Below are 15438 nucleotides of genomic sequence, written 5' to 3'. Positions count from 1 at the left end.
GGAACGGACACTTCCTTCGGACCGCCTTCCAGCGGGCCCTCCGGGCGCTTCGTTCTTTCGTGTTTCCAGCTTACCAGATGTTTTCCGCTCCGTTTTCCGGCGCTTTTCGCATCTGAAATCTGCTGTTAACCGTCGACTTGCGGCGACTCGACCAACCATAGCGGGTGCCGAGCCGGAGCGCGAACCGAGCCGCGCCGGGCATCACCCGGTCGGAGGCATGATTTGTTGCTCTCGCGAGCATATACAGCAATGGTCCCGATTCGCCAAGATGCCTGTAGAGTGCGGCGCATCGGTGAAGAGGACTAGACCACTGTCGGTCGACGAGGTGTCGTCCGAGATGGTGGGCAGGGCGTGGTTCAACGCCCGGGTATGTCAGCAGATGTCCGAAGTTGACATGATTTAGGCTTCAGTTGATCGTCGCGCCGCTGCTCGCGGCCACTCGCTGTACTGCGCACTTGGGAGGCACAACCATGACCACTGTGACGTCGCCGCTGACCGGCCGTGTCGTCGGGCTCGCCGGCGTGCCGGACCCGGTCTTCTCGGGCGCGATGGTCGGCCCCGGCACCGCGATCGATCCCGTGCGCCGGCCGACGGAGGCCGTCGCCCCGGTGGACGGTGTCGTCGTCTCCATGCACCCGCACGCGTTCGTCGTCGTGGACGCCGACGGGCACGGTGTGCTGACCCACCTCGGCATCGACACCGTGCAGCTGAACGGCGAGGGCTTCGAGCTGCTCGTCTCCAAGGGCGACACGGTGACCCGCGGCCAGGCCGTCATCAAGTGGGACCCGGCCGCCGTCGAGGCCGCCGGCAAGTCGCCGATCTCTCCGATCGTCGCCCTGGAGGCCGCGGCCGACTCCCTCACCGGTGTCCGTGAGGACGGGGAGGCCGAAGTCGGCGACGCCCTGTTCAGCTGGAGCTGAGCTCCGCCACCCGAACCGGGACCCTGTGCTGGACGGGGCCGCCCAGCCTACTGCCGCCAACCAGGCCGCACTACTGCTGTCTCGCGCGCCAGCGGAGACAGTGACTGTGACTCCTCCCCCTTCTTTGTTTACAAGGGGGCTTCTCACGTGGCTGTGTCGAGCCTCATGACGGCCAAGCCCTGACCGCTGCCCGAGAGCAGGGCCCCAGTGTATGGCGCCGTTCGTGGCCCGGTCCCAAGAAGTCGATTTCTCCCGCCGGCTGGAGGCCGGTGGTTCACTCGGAAGAAGGTCTCATGGAGAAGACGCTGCGCGGCGTGGGTGTCAGCCACGGGGTCGCGATCGGCCAGGTGCGGCACATGGGGACGGCGGTGCTGGAGCCGCCGGCCACCCAGATCCCGACCGAGGACGCCCCGCGTGAGCAGGCCCGCGCCCAGGCGGCCGTCGAGGCGGTGGCCGCGGACCTCACCGCTCGCGGCAACCTGGCCGGCGGCGAGGCCCAGGCCGTGCTGGAGGCCCAGGCGCTGATGGCGCAGGACCCGGAGCTGATGGCCGACGTCGCGCGCCGGATCGCCGTCGGCAGCAGCGCCGAGCGCGGCATCTACGACGCCTTCGCCGCCTACCGCGCACTGCTGGCGTCGGCCGGGGACTACCTGGCCGGCCGCGTCGCCGACCTCGACGACGTCCGGAACCGCATCGTGGCGCGGCTGCTGGGCGTGCCGATGCCTGGTGTGCCGGACAGCGACGAGCCCTACGTGCTGCTCGCCCGGGACCTCGCGCCGGCCGACACGGCGCTGCTGGACCCGATGCTGGTGCTCGGCTTCGTGACAGAGGAAGGCGGGCCGACCAGCCACAGCGCCATCCTCGCCAGGGCCCTGGGCGTGCCGGCCGTGGTGGCCTTGCCGGGGGCGACCGATGTCCCCGAGGGCACCGTCGTCGCGGTGGACGGCAGCTCGGGCGACGTGCTGGTGGAGCCGTCGCAGGAGAAGCAGGACGAGCTTCGCCGGATCGCCGCCGAGCGCAAGGCCGCGCTTGCCGCCTCCTCCGGTCCGGGGCAGACCTCGGACGGGCACCGGGTGCCGCTGCTGGCCAACGTGGGCGGCCCGGCCGACCTGCCGGCCGCGCTGGAGGCCGGGGCCGAGGGTGTCGGGCTGTTCCGGACCGAGTTCCTCTTCCTGGACGACTCCGCGAAGGCGCCCAGCGAGGAGAAGCAGGTCGAGGCGTACCGCAAGGTGCTGGAGGCGTTCCCGGAGGGCCGGGTCGTGGTCCGGGCGCTGGACGCGGGCGCGGACAAGCCGCTGGACTTCCTGACCCCGGTGGACGAGCCGAACCCGGCGCTCGGTGTGCGCGGTCTGCGCACGCTGCTGGAGCACCCCGAGGTGATGCAGACCCAGCTGCGCGCGCTGGCGAAGGCCGCCGAGGGCCTGCCGGTGCACCTTGAGGTGATGGCCCCGATGGTGGCCGACCGCAAGGACGCCAAGGACTTCGCGGACGCGTGTCGTGAGGCCGGGCTGAGCGCCAAGTACGGTGCGATGGTGGAGATTCCGTCGGCGGCGCTGCGGGCGCGGTCGATCCTGCAGGAGGTGGAGTTCCTCTCGCTGGGGACCAACGACCTCGCCCAGTACACGTTCGCCGCCGACCGCCAGGTGGGGGCGCTGGCCCGGCTGCAGGACCCGTGGCAGCCGGCGCTGCTGGACCTGGTCGCGTTCTCGGCCGAGGCCGCACAGGCCGCCGGCAAGAGCTGCGGTGTCTGTGGCGAGGCCGCCTCCGACCCGCTGCTGGCCGTTGTCCTGACCGGTCTCGGCGTCACCAGCCTCTCCATGGGCGCGGCGTCGATCCCCTATGTGCGGACCACGCTGGCCAAGTACACGCTGGCGCAGTGCCGCCGGGCGGCCGAGGCGGCCCGGGCCGCGGACAGTGCCGAAGGGGCACGGGCCGCGGCGCAGCAGGTGCTGTCCGGCGAGTAGCGGCACGAGTCGCGGCCGCCGGGTGGCGGCAGTCGCAGGTGTCGAAGGGGCGCCCCCGCCGTCATGGGGGGCGCCCCTTCGTCGTGCGCCGGGTCAGGCCTGGCGGTCGCGGCGGAGCTGCTCGAAGAAGCGCAGGTGGTCGAGGTTGTCGACGGATCCGGGGTTGACGGCCTGCTCCAGTGGGGTGCCGGAGAGCAGGCGCTTCACCGGGACCTCGATGCGCTTGCCGGTGAGGGTGTGCGGGAGGCCGCGGACGGCGATGACCTCGTCGGGGACGTGGCGCGGGGAGAGTTCGCTGCGCAGCGAGGTGCGGATGCGGCCGGTCAGGTCGTCGTCGAGGGTGGCGCCGGGGGCGAGGACGACGAAGAGCGGCATCCAGTAGCCGCCGTCGGGCTCTTCCAGGCCGATGACCAGGGATTCGGCGATCTCGGGGAGGCGCTCGACGACCTCGTAGATGTCGGAGGAGCCCATCCGGACGCCCTGGCGGTTGAGGGTGGAGTCGGAGCGGCCGTGGATGATCACGGTCCCGCGCGAGGTGACGGTGATCCAGTCGCCGTGGCGCCAGACGCCGGGGTACATGTCGAAGTAGCTGTCGTGGTACCGCGTGCCGTCGGGGTCGTTCCAGAAGCCGGTGGGCATGGACGGGATCGGCTTGGTGACGACGAGTTCGCCGACGGCGTCGGTGAGCGGGCGGCCCTGGACGTCCCAGGACTCGACGGCGGCGCCGAGGCAGGGGGCCTGGATCTCACCGAGGTACACCGGCAGGGTCGGGACGCCGCCGACGAAGCAGGAGCAGACGTCGGTGCCGCCGCTGACGGAGGCGAGCCAGACGTCCTCCTTCACCTCGTCGTAGATCCAGCGGAAGCCGTCGGGCGGGAGCGGGGAGCCGGTGGTGCCGAGGCAGCGGACGGCGGAGAGGTCGAGGTCACGGCCGGGGTGGAGGCCGGCCTTGCGGCTGGCGATGACGTAGGCGGCGGAGGTGCCGAGGACGGTCGCGCCGGTGCGGGCGGCGACCGACCAGAGTGCGCCGGTGTCGGGGTGGCCGGGGCTGCCGTCGTAGGTGACGATCGTGGACCCGGTGAGGAGGCCGGCGAGGAGGAAGTTCCACATCATCCAGCCGGTGGAGGTGTACCAGAGGAAGCGGTCCTCGGGGCCGAGGTCGAGGTGGAGGCCGGCCTGCTTGAGGTGTTCGAGCAGGATGCCGCCCTGGCTCTGGACGATGGCCTTGGGCAGGCCGGTGGTGCCGGAGGAGTAGAGGACCCAGAGCGGGTGTTCGAAGGGGACGGGTTCGAAGACCGGCTCGACCTCGTCGGCGACCAGCTCGTCCCAGTGCAGGGCGCCCTCGGGGGCGGGGCCGCCGAGCAGGGGGACGTGGACGACGGTGTGCAGGGTGGGGAGCTCGCGGCGGAGTTCGGCGACGACCTCGGTGCGGTCGTGGTCCTTGCCGCCGTAGTGGTAGCCGTCGACGGCGAAGAGGACGGCGGGCTCGATCTGCTGGAGGCGGTCGAGGACGCTGCGGGCGCCGAAGTCGGGGGCGCAGCTGGTCCAGACGGCGCCGACGGCGGCGGTGGCGAGGAGGGCGACGGCGGCCTGCGGGATGTTGGGCAGGTAGGCGCTGACGCGGTCGCCGGGGCCGATGCCGCGGGCGCGCAGGGCCGCGGCGAGGGAGCCGACCTGGCGGCGCAGCTCGGCCCAGGTGAGCGCGACCGGGTGGTCGGTGGTCTCGTCGAGGTGGAGGATGGCCGGCTTGTCGGCGTTGGCCTGGTCCTCGGCGGCGCGCAGGGCGTGCTCGGCGTAGTTGAGGCGGGCGCCGGGGAACCAGCGGGCACCGGGCATGGCCGGGTCGGCGAGGACGGCGTCGGGGGCCTGGGTGAAGCGGACGTCGAACCACTGGGTGACGGCGGTCCAGAAGCGGTCGAGGTCTTCGGTGGACCAGGCGTGCAGGTCGGCGTAGCGCCGGGCGGCCTGCTGGTCGTCGTCGGCGGGGGCGAGCGGTGCGGCCGGGGCGCCGTGGTGTTCGGCGGCCCAGGCCTGGAAGGCCACGATCGCGGTGGCGGCGGCGCGAGCGGGGGTGGGGCGCCAGAGCGGCTGGTCCTGGGGTGGGGTGCTCACGGTGGTGGTCTCCCGGCCGGTGGATGGGACGGGGGTGCTTGTGGCAGGGCCCGTCCGGTTGGGGCTGTCGGTGCAGACCCTGCCATGTGATCGCCCGGTGCGCCAGGGTCTGCCCCGGGGGTGCGGGCCTGGTCAGCCCGGTGCCGGTGGCCGGTCAGCGCGGCGTGAACTCGCCGCTGAACCAGGATCGGGAGACCCGGGTGTGGAAGGGGAAGGCGAGTGGGGTCTCCGGGGTGGCGAGCTGCCAGCCGTCGGTCTCGTCGGTGGGCTTGGAGGGCGGGAGTTCGGCCAGTGGGCGGGCGGGGAGCAGGCCGAAGAGGCAGAGGAAGCCGCCGTGGGTGTCGGAGTCGGTGGCGACCAGGGTGATGTCGGCGGCGTCGGCCAGGATGCCGGTCTCCTCGCGGAGTTCGCGGACGCATGCCTGCTGCCAGCTCTCGCCGTAGTCGATGTAGCCGCCGGGCATGGCGAGTTCGCCGTAGCCGGGCTCGATGGTGCGGCGGATGACGACGAGGCGGGGCTCGGCGCTCTCCTGGGTGACCGGGAGGAGGGTGACGACGACGGGCAGCGGGTTGCGGTAGCTGATCTCGGCGCAGCCCGGACAGGTGCGGGGCCAGGCCTCGGTGCCGGGCGGGTAGGGCGTGCCGCACCAGTGGCAGTGGGAGTTGGGCCGGTTGCTCGTCCTGCTCACCTCTTGAGTGGTCATGGCCGGATGGTAGTGCCGCCGGGTGGCCGGTGACAGCGCTCCGCTGATCTTGGTCGGATCGTCCCGGTCGGCGATCGCCGGCCGGCCGGTCCTGACGGGCGGACGCGAAGGGCGGTGCCGGCGGCGCGGGTCAGCGGATCTCGTCCTCGCGGGTGGGGCGCAGGAGGGCCGGGTGGAGGAGTTGGGCGTCGCCGGCGTGGTAGTTGCGGGCGCGGGGGCCACCGCGGGCGCCGCCGCGCTCGGTGGTGGTGCCGGTGCTCTCGACGAAGCCTGGGACGGAGAGGACCTTGCGGTGGAAGTTGCCGGGGTGGAGCTTCTCGTCCCAGACGGCCTCGTAGACGGCGCGCAGCTCGGGGATGGTGAAGTCGTGCTGGAGGAAGGCGGTGGCCAGCGGGCTGTACTCGATCTTGGCGCGGGCCCGGTCGAGGCCGTCGGCGAGGATGCGGGCGTGGTCGAAGGCCAGCGTGATGGGGACGGGCCGGCCGTCGTCGGGCTCCTCGGCGTGGGGCTCCTCGGCGTGGGGCTGCCCGGCCTCGGCCAAGGGGCCGGCGGGCCCGTCGACGCCACCCCCGTGGGTGTCGACGGGCCCGCCGGCGGCTGGTGACCGGCCGGTGGACGGCCGGAGGTCGAGAGCGGTGACGGGGTGCCAGGCGGCCGTCGCCGCGTCCGAGCCGGCCTCGGGATCCGGCAGGTCGGGGGCGAAGGCCAGGTAGGCGACCGAGACGACGTGCATGCGCGGATCCCGGTCGGGGGCGCCGTAGGTGCCGAGCTGTTCGAGGTGGATGCGGCTGAGGGCGGCTTCGGCATCGGAGCCGCCGTGCAGGCCGGTCTCCTCGGCCAGCTCGCGGGCGGCGGCCTCGTCGAGGCCCTCCTCGCCGGCGCGCAGGAAGCCGCCGGGCAGCGCCCAGGAACCCTGGTAGGGCGGGCCGGCGCGCTCGACCAGCAGGACGTGGAGGCTGCCGTGGCGCAGCGTCAGGGCGACGACGTCGACGGTGACGGCCACCGGGGTGTAGGCGCGCGGGTCGTAGGCGGCGAGCCATGCGCGCTCGTCCGTGCCGGTGGTGACGGGGTGCTGCTCCACGGCCATGGCCGGCTCCTCTCCGTGTGGCGCCCGGTACGGCGTCGTCGTTCTCGGGCTGAGCACAACGTAGCGACCCGGTGACTCTGCGGCAAATGGATTTCCCAGGAGCCCGCTGGGCCCGTCTTCTAGGCTGTGGCCAGGAGCTTTGCCCGAGGAGCAGGTCTTGGAGGCCGTCATGCCCGCCACTTCCCCGCCGGACTTCGCGGCCGCGGTGGCCGCCGGCCCGCTGGTGCTGGACGGCGGGATGTCGAACCAGTTGGCGGCGGCCGGGCACGACCTGTCGGACGAGCTGTGGTCGGCGCGGCTGCTGGCGGACGATCCGGAGGCGGTGGTGGCCGCGCACCGGGCCTACTTCGCGGCGGGGGCGGAGGTCGCGATCAGCGCGAGCTACCAGGCGGGTTTCGAGGGCTTCGCCCGGCGCGGGGTGGGCCGGGCGGAGGCGGCCGGGCTGCTGGCGCTCAGCGTGGAGCTGGCCCGGGAGGCGGCCCGGCAGGCGGCGGAGCGGCAGGAAGGGGCGGGCCGGCCGCTCTGGGTGGCGGCGTCGGTGGGCCCGTACGGGGCGGTACTGGCGGACGGGTCGGAGTACCGGGGGCGGTACGGGCTGACGGTGGCCGAGCTGGAGGCCTTCCACCGGCCGCGACTGGAGGTGCTGGCGGCGGCCGGCCCGGACGTGCTGGCACTGGAGACGGTGCCGGACGCGGACGAGGCGCGGGCGCTGCTGCGGGCGGTGCGCGGGCTGGGGGTGCCGGCCTGGCTGTCGTACAGCGTGACGGACGGGCGGACCAGGGCCGGGCAGCCGCTGGCGGAGGCGTTCGCCCTGGCCGCGGAGGCCGACGAGGTGGTGGCGGTGGGGGTGAACTGCTGCACGCCGCAGGACGCCGACCAGGTGGTGGCGCTGGCGGCGCGGGTGACCGGCAAGCCGGTGGTGGTCTACCCGAACAGTGGTGAGGGCTGGGACGCCGGGGCCCGGGACTGGCGCGGCGAGCCGACGTTCCGTGCCGACCGGGTGAGCGGCTGGCTGGCCGCCGGCGCGCGACTGGTGGGTGGCTGCTGCCGGGTGGGCCCGCGGGAGATCTCCGCACTGGCCGCCGAGGTGGAGCGCGGCCGACGCTGAGATTACCGAGGGGGAAGGTGCACGGACCGGGGGCGGCCTGGCAGACTCATCCCGTTACCACTGCGGTCGACATTGTCGACCGCCTGTCAGCCCGGAGGTACCGAATGCCCGGCCCGATCCAGTCGCTCTCCCGGGCCGCCGCGATCATGCGCCTGCTGGCCGGCGGTGAGCGCCGCCTGGGCCTGTCCGAGGTCGCGACGGCGCTGGACCTGGCGAAGGGCACCGCGCACGGCATCCTGCGCACCCTCCAGCAGGAGGGGTTCGTGGAACAGGACCCGGAGAGCGGCAAGTACCAGCTGGGCGCGGAGCTGCTGCGGCTGGGCCAGAGCTATCTGGACGTCCACGAGCTGCGCGCCCGGGCCCTGGTCTGGGCGGACGACCTGGCCAGGGCGTCCGGCGAGACCGTCTACCTCGGGGTGCTGCACCAGCAGGGCGTGCTGATCGTCCACCACGTCTTCCGGCCGGACGACACCCGGCAAGTGCTGGAGGTCGGCTCGATGCAGCCGTTGCACTCCACCGCGCTGGGCAAGGTGCTGCTGGCGTACGACCCGGTGGCCCGCGGCGAGCTGGGCGACGGGCCGTTCGAGGGGTACACCCCACGGACACTGACCGAGGCGGCCGACGTGGACGCGGAGGCGGCACTGATCCGCGAGCGCGGCTGGGCGGACTCCGTCGAGGAGACCTGGGACGGCGTGGCCTCGATCGGCGCGCTGATCCAGGACCGGCGGCGCAACCCGGTGGGCGCGGTCTGCATCAGCGGCGCGGTGGAACGGGTCTGCGAGGACGGCTTCGTGAAGCCCTCGCTGGTCGCCTCCGTGCGCAGCGCCGCCCGGGCGATCTCGCGGGACCTGGGGGCCGGGCGGTTCTGACGCCCTCACAGGGGGCGGTCCGGCGGGTCGGTGCCGGAAACCCGACGTTCACGCTGAGGCGCGGACAGGCGCGATGCCTGTCCGCGCCTTAGCGTTTTGTCCGTATGTGGTGCTATCCGATCAGTCACTACGAGTGAAGGGTCACAGCTGCGTAACCCGGCCTTGACGTGAAGGCGGCCCGAGGAGGAAGCTTCCGCATGACGGTCGACATTGTCGAACGATGGCCGAGCGAACCTCTCCCACAAAGCGCTCACCCGCACAGTGATCGCTCGGCCACCTGCCCCCACCCGCACCTCCGGGCCATATGGACAAGGGAGTCTTTGTGTCCGCGTTCTCCACCGGCGACATCTTCGTCGGCGAAACCCTCGGCACCGCCGCCCTGATACTTCTCGGCGGCGGCGTCTGTGCCGCTGTGACTCTCAAGAAGTCGAAGGCCATCAACGCCGGCTGGCTGGCGATCACCTTCGGCTGGGGCTTCGCCGTGATGATCGCCGCCTACATGTCGGCCCCCAAGTCCGGCGCGCACCTGAACCCGGCCGTGACCCTGGCCCTCGCCGTCAAGTCCGGCGAATGGAGCGACGTCCCCGTCTACCTCGGCTCCCAACTGCTCGGCGCGATGATCGGCGCCGTTCTCGTCTGGGCCACCTACCTCGGCCAGTTCCAGGAGAACAAGGAGCCGACCCTGGGCATCTTCTCGACCGGTCCCGAGATCCGGAACCCCGTCCAGAACCTGCTCACCGAGATCATCGGCACCTTCGTGCTCTGCTTCGCGATCCTCACCCAGGGCACCAACGAAGGCCTGGGCAAGTCCGGTCTCGGCATCCTGATCGTCGCCTTCACCGTCGTCGGCATCGGCCTCTCGCTCGGCGGCCCGACCGGCTACGCCATCAACCCGGTCCGTGACCTGGGCCCGCGCATCGTGCACTCGCTGCTGCCGATCCCCAACAAGGGCGGCTCCGACTGGTCGTACGCCTGGATCCCGGTGGCCGGCCCGGTCGTCGGCGGTCTGCTGGCCGGCGGCCTGTACAACGTCGTCTTCTAAAGCCGCGGCCGTTTTACCGGAGCGAGGCTTCGCCCCACCCGAGCACGGGGACTGACCCGTCAGTCAGACCCACCCACCCGAACCCCCATTCTTGAGCCGAGGACCCTCATGACCTCCACTGGCACGGGCAACTACATCGCCGCGATCGACCAGGGCACGACGTCCAGCCGCTGCATCATCTTCGGTGCGGACGGACGGATCGTCGCCGTCGACCAGCAGGAGCACCGGCAGATCTTCCCCCAGCCCGGCTACGTCGAGCACGACGCCGCCGAGATCTGGACCCGGGTGCAGTCGGTCGTCCGCGGCGCGCTGGAGAAGGCCGGCCTGACCAGGGACGACATCCGCGCGATCGGCATCACCAACCAGCGCGAGACCACCGTCCTGTGGGACAGGAACACCGGCGAGCCGGTGCACAACGCGCTGGTCTGGCAGGACACCCGCACCGAGGCGCTCTGCCGCGAGCTGGGCCGCAACGTCGGCCAGGACCGCTTCCGCCGCGAGACCGGCCTTCCGCTGGCCAGCTACTTCGCCGGCCCGAAGATCCGCTGGCTGCTGGACAACGTCGAGGGCCTGCGCGAGCGCGCCGAGGCCGGCGACATCCTGTTCGGCACCATGGACACCTGGGTGATCTGGAACCTCACCGGCGGTGTCAACGGCGGCAAGCACGTCACCGACGTCACCAACGCCAGCCGCACCATGCTGATGAACCTGCAGACCCTGGCCTGGGACGAGAAGATCGCCGAGTCGATGGGCGTGCCGCTGGCCGTCCTGCCGGAGATCCGCTCCTCCGCCGAGGTCTACGGCCACGCCGTCGGCGACCTGGAGGGCGTGCCCGTCGCCTCCGCACTGGGCGACCAGCAGGCCGCGCTGTTCGGCCAGACCTGCTTCGACAAGGGCGAGGCCAAGTCCACGTACGGCACCGGCACCTTCCTGCTGCTGAACACCGGCGAGGAGATCGTCAACTCGTACCACGGCCTGCTGACCACCGTCGGCTACCGGATCGGCGACCAGAAGCCGGTCTACGCCCTGGAGGGGTCGATCGCCGTCACCGGCTCGCTGGTCCAGTGGCTGCGCGACCAGCTCGGCATCATCTCCACCGCCGCCGAGATCGAGACCCTCGCCAACACCGTCGAGGACAACGGCGGCGCCTACTTCGTCCCGGCCTTCTCCGGCCTGTTCGCCCCGTACTGGCGCTCCGACGCCCGCGGTGTGATCGCCGGCCTCACCCGGTACGTCACCAAGGGCCACCTGGCCCGGGCCGTGCTGGAGGCCACCGCCTGGCAGACCCGCGAGGTCGTCGACGCCATGGAGAAGGACTCCAAGGTCAAGCTGACCGCCCTCAAGGTCGACGGCGGCATGACCAGCAACAACCTGCTCATGCAGAACATCGCCGACGTGCTCGACGCGCCGGTCGAGCGCCCGTACGTGGCCGAGACCACCGCGCTGGGCGCCGCCTACGCGGCCGGCCTCGCCGTCGGGTTCTGGAGCGACCTGGACACCCTGCGGGCCAACTGGCACCGCGCCGCCGAGTGGACCCCGCGCATGGACGAGGCCACCCGGGAGCGCGAGTACAAGAAGTGGCTCAAGGCCGTGGAGCGCACCATGGGCTGGGTGGAGGAGGAAGAGCAGAGCTGACCGCCAAGCCGGTCGGGGCCTCGCGGCCCCGGCCGGCTTGCCCCCGTTTCACCGGCCCGCCGCACCGGGCCGACCGGCCTCTCAGCAGGGGCCGCACCGCACACCGAGAGGAGTAACGGCGCCGCCCGACCCGCGCCGCCGTACACACACCATGGCTACCATCCCGACCCTGGGCGCCGAGCGCACCGCCGGCCGCACCGCCTCCCGCGCCGAGACCCGCGAGCTGCTGGGCAAGGCGACCTACGACCTGCTGGTGATCGGGGGCGGCATTCTCGGCACGGCCGTCGCCTGGACCGCCTCCCAGGCGGGCCTCAAGGTCGCCATGGTCGACGCCGGCGACTTCGCGGGCGCCACCTCCAGCGCCTCCTCCAAGCTGGTCCACGGCGGCCTGCGCTACCTGCAGACCGGCGCGGTCAAGCTGGTCGCCGAGAACCACAAGGAGCGCCGCGCGCTCGCCACCGACGTCGCCCCGCACCTGGTCAACCCGCTGACCTTCTTCGTGCCGGTCTACAAGGGCGGCCCGCACAGCGCGCCCAAGCTCGGTGCCGGTGTCTTCCTCTACTCGGCGCTCTCCGCCTTCCGCGACGGCATGGGCCGGGTCTCCACCGCCGCGCACGCCGCCCAGCAGGTGCCCGCGCTGCGCACCGAGGGCCTGCGCTCGGTGGCCGTCTACGGCGACCACCAGATGAACGACTCGCGCGTCGCCGTCATGACGGTGCGCGCCGCCGTCGACGCCGGCGCCGTGGTGCTCAACCACGCCGAGGTCACCGGCCTGCGCTTCACCGGCGGCCGGGTCACCGGCGCCGACCTGAAGGACCGCCTGGACGGCACCGAGTTCGGCGTCGACGCCCGCCTGGTGCTCAACGCCACCGGCCCCTGGGTCGACCACCTGCGCAAGATGGAGGACGCCGGTGCGGCCCCGTCCATCCGGCTGTCGAAGGGCGCGCACGTCGTCGTCAAGCGCCGCTCCCCGTGGCGCGCGGCCCTGACCATCCCGATCGACAAGTACCGCGTCTCCTTCGCCATCCCGTGGGAGGACCACGTCCTGCTCGGCACCACCGACGAGGAGTACACCGGCGACCCGCAGGACGTCCGGGCCACCGAGTCGGACATCGACCAGATCATGGGCGAGGCCGCGCACGCCATCCGCGACGAGCACCTCGACCGCGACCTGATCACCTACGCCTTCGCCGGCCTGCGGGTGCTGCCCGGCGGCCCCGGCGACACCGCCGCCGCCAAGCGCGAGACCGTCGTCACCGAGGGCAAGGGCGGCATGCTGTCGGTCGCCGGCGGCAAGTGGACCACCTACCGGCACATCGGCCGCACCGTGCTGGAGAAGCTGGCCCACGTGCCCGGCACCACCCTCGGCGAGGACATGTCGACCATCGCCCGGACCGTGCCGCTGCCCGGCGTCGGCGCGCCGAACGCCGTCGCGCACCGCCTGCTGATCGACCGCGAGCCCGGCTCCCGGATGGAGCCGCTGGTCGCCAAGCACCTGGCCAGCCACTACGGCACGCTCTCCTTCGAGATCGCCCGCATGATCGACGAGAACCCGGAGCTGGGCCGGCCGATCCACGAGGACGGGCCGGACGTCTGGGCGCAGGTCGCCTACGCCGCCGACAACGAGTGGGCGTACACCACGGACGACGTCCTGCGCCGCCGCACCACGATGACCGTGCGCGGCCTGGACACCCCGGAGATCCGCGACGAGGTCGAGGCCTTCCTCGCGAAGCGCGGCACGAAGTAGGCGGGACCAGGTGAAGCAGGGCCGCGCGTAGGACCGCGGGGCTCTGCGACGGCCGACGCGGAGGGCGGGCACCCCAGGGCTGGGGGTGCCCGCCCTCCGGCATGCCGGGGGGGGGCGGTGCCACGGCGCCACGATCCCGGTGGGCGCCCGCCCGGCAGCGGGCCGACGATGCCGGGCGCGGCCGGCGTTCGGCGGCCGGTGTCGGGGTCAGACCACCGCACCGGCCTTGACCACGTGCTTCAGGTGGCGCTCCGGAGCCGTCAGTACCCCGAGGTCGGCCAGCGGATCGCCGTCGACGAGCAGCAGGTCGGCGTGGGCACCCGGTGCGAGGGTGCCGATCTGCCCCTCCATCCCGAGCAGCCGCGCCGCCGTGCTGGTGGCCGAGCGGATCACGTCGGCGGCCGGCTGCACCTCGGCGCGGAGCCGGAACTCCTCCAGCTGCGCCGGGTGCAGCGGCCCGAGCAGGTCGCTGCCGTAGACCAGGTTGGCGCCCGCGCGGTGGGCGCGCTCCAGCGCCGCCAGCCCGGCGTCGCGCACCTCGGCCAGCTTGCGCTGCGAGGACTCGGGCAGGCCGGACCGGGCGCCGAGCTTCGCCGTCTGCTCGTACGCGACCAGGGTCGGCACCAGGAAGGCGTCCTTCTCCACCAGCAGCTCGAGCGTCGCGTCGTCGATCAGGTTGCCGTGCTCGACGCAGCGCACGCCGGCCCGCAGCGCCCGGTCGACGGCCCGCGGGTGGTAGGCGTGCACGGTGACGTAGCGGTTGTGGTTCTCCGCCTCCTCGACGGCGGCGCGGATCTCCTCCTCGCTGTACTGGACGGCGGCGATCTCGTCGTGCGGCGAGGCGACGCCGCCGGAGAGCAGCACCTTGAGGTGGGCGGCGCCCTTGCGGAACTCGTCCCGGGCGGCGGCGCGGACGGCGTCCACACCGTCGGCGATCCGGGCGAAGTTCGGGCGGGACTCGCAGCAGGGCAGCGCGTCCTCACCGAGCGGGCGGAGGTCGCCGTGGCCGCCGGTCTGGGAGAGCGCCTTGCCGCCGTGGATCAGCCGGGGGCCGGGCGCCAGGCCCTCGTCCAGCGCGCGGGCCATGCCGTGGTCGGCGCCGCCGACGTCCCGGACGGTGGTGAAGCCGCGTCGCAGCATCCGCCCGGCCTCGGCGAGGGCCCGCACGGTGAGGTAGCCCGGGGTCCAGTTCGCGACCGCGTGCAGGTCGAGGGTGGTGACCAGCAGATGGACGTGGGCGTCGATCAGGCCGGGCAGTGCGGTGGCGCCCTGGGCGTCGATCACCCGGACGCCGTCGCCGGGCGCGGGCGGGCGGCCGGTGCCGGTGGCGGCGATCCGGCCGTCGGCGATCTCGATCCAGCCGGTGTCGGTGCGGGTGCCGGTCTCGGGGTGGAGCAGGTGGGCGTGGGTGATCAGCAGTCGGCTCATGGCGGCGGTTCTCCTGGCGGGCAGCGTTTGAGGCGGGCGGAGTTCGAGGCGGAGATTTCAATACGACCTGTATTGAATACACCATGTATCGTGTTCCTGTGAACCCACCCACGGTCGAACCAGACGCCCCCAGACCCCCGCGGCGCCGCGTCCACACCCGGGCGCGGATCCTCGCGGCCGCGAGCGAACTGTTCCTCTCCGCCGGGTACGGGCGGACCAGCATCGAGGACATCTGCGCCGCCGCCGGCTACACCCGCGGCGCCTTCTACTCGAACTTCGCGACCAAGGAGGACCTGCTGCTGACGCTCTTCGACGAGCAGGCGGCGGGCCGGATCGACGAGCTGGAGCGGCTGGCGGCGGCCGCCGGGGCGCTGGCGCCGCAGGAACGGGCGCGGCGGCTGGTCGAGGCACTGCTGCGAGTCGAGCCGGCCGAGACCGGCTGGATCCTGCTCTTCCTGGAGTTCCGGCTGCTGGCCGCCCGGACACCCGGGCTGGCCGAGCGGGTCGCGGAGCACGACCGGGCGGTGTCGGCGGCACTGGCGGCCGTACTGGAGCGGGCGCTGCCCGGGCTGGTGCCGCCGGGCACGGCGGCCGGGCAGGCCGCCGCGGTGATCCTGGCCGCCCGGGAGGGCCTGCTGGCCCGGACGGCGGCCGGCGGTCCGGCGGCGGAGGAGCTGCTGACGGCGACCACGGCGGTGCTGGGCGGACTTCTGGGCTGAGCGCCTGCGGCGGCGAACGCGGGGGGGGGGGGGGGGGGGGGGGGGGGGGGGGGGGGGGGCGGGGGGGGGGGGGGGGGGGGGGGGGGGGGGGGGGGGGGGGGGTG

The 15438-nt window shown here is 73.1% G+C and carries 12 protein-coding genes; 8 read left to right on the top strand and 4 right to left on the bottom strand.

Annotated features, from left to right (window positions below):
- The first annotated feature begins 470 nt into the window (after positions 1-470).
- Positions 471-920, top strand: a complete 450-nt coding sequence (locus ACZ6NC_RS29310) for a PTS sugar transporter subunit IIA (RefSeq protein WP_465736773.1) — start codon at positions 471-473, stop codon at positions 918-920.
- 293 nt (positions 921-1213) lie between these two features.
- Positions 1214-2884, top strand: coding sequence for a phosphoenolpyruvate--protein phosphotransferase (ptsP, locus tag ACZ6NC_RS29305; RefSeq protein ID WP_465736772.1), 1671 nt, complete (start codon positions 1214-1216; stop codon positions 2882-2884).
- Positions 2885-2977: 93 nt separating this feature from the next.
- Here the strand turns inward: ptsP and ACZ6NC_RS29300 are convergent, their stop codons facing one another.
- The 3 genes from ACZ6NC_RS29300 to ACZ6NC_RS29290 form a co-directional block, all read right to left on the bottom strand.
- Entirely contained in the window at positions 2978-4996 is a 2019-nt protein-coding gene (locus tag ACZ6NC_RS29300; protein WP_465736771.1) for an acetoacetate--CoA ligase, read from the bottom strand.
- A 154-nt stretch (positions 4997-5150) separates the two neighbouring features.
- The gene (locus ACZ6NC_RS29295; protein WP_465736770.1) at positions 5151-5699 is read right to left on the bottom strand and encodes an NUDIX domain-containing protein; all 549 of its coding nucleotides are present in this window, start codon (positions 5697-5699) and stop codon (positions 5151-5153) included.
- A gap of 130 nt (positions 5700-5829) precedes the next feature.
- On the bottom strand, positions 5830-6786 hold the full coding sequence (locus ACZ6NC_RS29290; protein ID WP_465736769.1) for an NUDIX hydrolase: 957 nt from the start codon (positions 6784-6786) through the stop codon (positions 5830-5832).
- 169 nt (positions 6787-6955) lie between these two features.
- Between ACZ6NC_RS29290 and mmuM the strand changes: the two genes are divergently transcribed.
- The 5 genes from mmuM (at position 6956) to ACZ6NC_RS29265 (ending at position 13187) form a co-directional block, all read left to right on the top strand.
- Positions 6956-7894: a homocysteine S-methyltransferase gene (gene mmuM / locus ACZ6NC_RS29285; protein WP_465736768.1), complete on the top strand. Its 939-nt coding sequence runs from the start codon at positions 6956-6958 to the stop codon at positions 7892-7894.
- A 104-nt stretch (positions 7895-7998) separates the two neighbouring features.
- Positions 7999-8763: an IclR family transcriptional regulator gene (locus ACZ6NC_RS29280; protein WP_396324888.1), complete on the top strand. Its 765-nt coding sequence runs from the start codon at positions 7999-8001 to the stop codon at positions 8761-8763.
- A 322-nt stretch (positions 8764-9085) separates the two neighbouring features.
- Positions 9086-9805: an MIP/aquaporin family protein gene (locus ACZ6NC_RS29275; protein ID WP_465736767.1), complete on the top strand. Its 720-nt coding sequence runs from the start codon at positions 9086-9088 to the stop codon at positions 9803-9805.
- A 108-nt stretch (positions 9806-9913) separates the two neighbouring features.
- Entirely contained in the window at positions 9914-11440 is a 1527-nt protein-coding gene (gene glpK, locus ACZ6NC_RS29270) for a glycerol kinase GlpK (protein WP_465736766.1), read from the top strand.
- Between the two features lie 151 nt (positions 11441-11591).
- Positions 11592-13187, top strand: a complete 1596-nt coding sequence (locus ACZ6NC_RS29265; protein WP_465736765.1) for a glycerol-3-phosphate dehydrogenase/oxidase — start codon at positions 11592-11594, stop codon at positions 13185-13187.
- Between the two features lie 207 nt (positions 13188-13394).
- On the opposite strand, the gene ACZ6NC_RS29260 is transcribed toward ACZ6NC_RS29265, so the two are convergent.
- On the bottom strand, positions 13395-14615 hold the full coding sequence (locus ACZ6NC_RS29260; protein WP_465736764.1) for a metal-dependent hydrolase family protein: 1221 nt from the start codon (positions 14613-14615) through the stop codon (positions 13395-13397).
- Between the two features lie 98 nt (positions 14616-14713).
- Here ACZ6NC_RS29260 and ACZ6NC_RS29255 point away from each other — a divergent pair, with 98 nt between their 5' ends.
- Positions 14714-15334 (top strand): TetR/AcrR family transcriptional regulator, encoded by a 621-nt coding sequence (locus tag ACZ6NC_RS29255; RefSeq protein WP_465736763.1) that lies wholly within the window; start codon positions 14714-14716, stop codon positions 15332-15334.
- Positions 15335-15438: the final 104 nt, after the last annotated feature.

The organism is Kitasatospora sp. NPDC041988, assembly GCF_055588525.1.
The sequence above is the reverse complement of the archived record's forward strand: the minus strand, read 5'-3'. Positions and strand labels throughout refer to the sequence as shown.

Coding starts and splice junctions, on each gene's coding strand:
- glpK (WP_465736766.1), top strand. CDS start 9,914: ATGACCTCCACTGGCACGGGCAACTACATCGCCGCGATCGACCAGGGC.
- ACZ6NC_RS29265 (WP_465736765.1), top strand. CDS start 11,592: ATGGCTACCATCCCGACCCTGGGCGCCGAGCGCACCGCCGGCCGCACC.
- mmuM (WP_465736768.1), top strand. CDS start 6,956: ATGCCCGCCACTTCCCCGCCGGACTTCGCGGCCGCGGTGGCCGCCGGC.
- ACZ6NC_RS29295 (WP_465736770.1), bottom strand. CDS start 5,699: ATGACCACTCAAGAGGTGAGCAGGACGAGCAACCGGCCCAACTCCCAC.
- ACZ6NC_RS29310 (WP_465736773.1), top strand. CDS start 471: ATGACCACTGTGACGTCGCCGCTGACCGGCCGTGTCGTCGGGCTCGCC.
- ACZ6NC_RS29290 (WP_465736769.1), bottom strand. CDS start 6,786: ATGGCCGTGGAGCAGCACCCCGTCACCACCGGCACGGACGAGCGCGCA.
- ACZ6NC_RS29260 (WP_465736764.1), bottom strand. CDS start 14,615: ATGAGCCGACTGCTGATCACCCACGCCCACCTGCTCCACCCCGAGACC.
- ACZ6NC_RS29280 (WP_396324888.1), top strand. CDS start 7,999: ATGCCCGGCCCGATCCAGTCGCTCTCCCGGGCCGCCGCGATCATGCGC.
- ptsP (WP_465736772.1), top strand. CDS start 1,214: ATGGAGAAGACGCTGCGCGGCGTGGGTGTCAGCCACGGGGTCGCGATC.